The 1,489-nt window shown below is 53.6% G+C and carries 2 protein-coding genes; both read right to left on the bottom strand.

Annotation, left to right across the window (positions count from 1 at the left end):
- Nucleotides 1-121: 121 nt before the first annotated feature.
- On the bottom strand, nucleotides 122-523 hold the full coding sequence (locus tag IQ273_RS33105; RefSeq protein WP_194027307.1) for a hypothetical protein: 402 nt from the start codon (nucleotides 521-523) through the stop codon (nucleotides 122-124).
- 74 nt (nucleotides 524-597) lie between these two features.
- On the bottom strand, nucleotides 598-1,489 hold an 892-nt coding region (locus IQ273_RS33100), incomplete at its 5' end, for a DUF3459 domain-containing protein (protein WP_194027306.1).

Below are 1,489 nucleotides of genomic sequence, written 5' to 3'. Positions count from 1 at the left end.
GTATCTCACTTTCCAAAGTAGCGATGAAAGCAGTGGAGAGCAGGTTAGAACGCAATCCTTTGCTACCCAAGTGGGATATCCTGATTCGCCCTGCTTGATTTGGTACCTTCTTTCCCGGAAATCACCTTAGACGATCAAATCCGGACAGAGAATAATATCTAACGCCATCAAAGTCGTTAAAATCCTCAAACTTGGCAAGCGGTAATTCAGAGCGTTGGATTGCTTCAAAAGCTCGGTTGAGACGGGCGTAGCTAGTGCAAAAGATATTCACCATATCTTTTTTGGATATGAAATATCTATTGTTTTGAAGAGTTAATGAGCTACTGTTTTCATAAATTTTGCGGCGAACGAAAGCATTGCGCAGCTTTTCTTTATGCTTAGTTATAAACTCAATGATGCTATCCCAGAGGCTCTTTGGCTCAACTGAGTCCATATATTTTGCGATCGCAAAGGCTCCATGCTCCGCAAAAATTCGTTCTTTATATTTTTTGTTAACATAAATATAGTGATCGCCCTCTCTCAATTCCCACTCATCATTGGGATCAGATTCAAAGAAAGCAATAATTTTAGCGATCGATCAACATCTCCTACCGCCCGCTAGCCCTTTGCCTCAACCCAAACCATAAATCCGTAGCTGCCCAGAGCGAGGCCGTTCCCCTTAACCTCTGCCGATTCAGCGATCAGGCATTGTCCCACGGGAGCATTTAGATCAACGCGTTGCGGGGCAGCGCTTAGGTTAAACAGACAGGTGAGGGTTTCGGTATCATTCCAGCGCTCAAACCAGAGCACCGCATCTTCGGCTCGCACAAAGCGAAACTCGCCCCACCGCAGCGCCGGGTGCTGTTTGCGCAGCGCCAGCCAGCGGCGAGTTAGCCACAGGCACGACTGGGGGTTGGCCTCGGCTTTATCCACCGCCAGCGGACGGTGGCGCTGATCGAGCGGTAGCCACGGCTCTACGGTTGAGAACCCGCCGTGGGGGCTGTCGCCCTGCCAGGGCATGGGAGTGCGGGCACCGTCGCGGCGGGCATGATTGGGCCACATGGCAATGCCTTCTGGGTCGACCAGGCGATCAAAGGGCACCTGGCCGTGGGGCAGACCCAGCTCGTCACCCTGGTAGATAAATCCGTTGCCGGGCAGGGTCGTCACCAGCACAATTAGCAGCTTGGCGGCGGTGAGGTCGCCGTCTTCTGTAGCCAGGCGGCTGACGGCGCGAATCGAGTCGTGGTTAGAAAAAGCCCAGCTGGGCCAGGCGGTAGGGTCGCACTCAAACACGGTCTCCACTGCGTGGCGAATTAGGGCTGGCGTTAGCTCTGGGCTAAAAAAGATAAAGCCGTAGGCGGTGTGAAACCTGCGATCGCCGCCCGTATACTCAGCCATCACCGCCAGCTCATTGGCGCTCAAGATTTCGGCCAGGCCCAGGCTGCCGGGGTAGTGATCAAACAGCTCTTGCCGAATGCGCTCGACAAACGCCAGGTTCTCGGGCTGGGTC

This window comes from Nodosilinea sp. LEGE 07298 (assembly GCF_015207265.1).
GTDB lineage: Bacteria > Cyanobacteriota > Cyanobacteriia > Phormidesmidales > Phormidesmidaceae > Nodosilinea.
The sequence above is the reverse complement of the archived record's forward strand: the minus strand, read 5'-3'. Positions and strand labels throughout refer to the sequence as shown.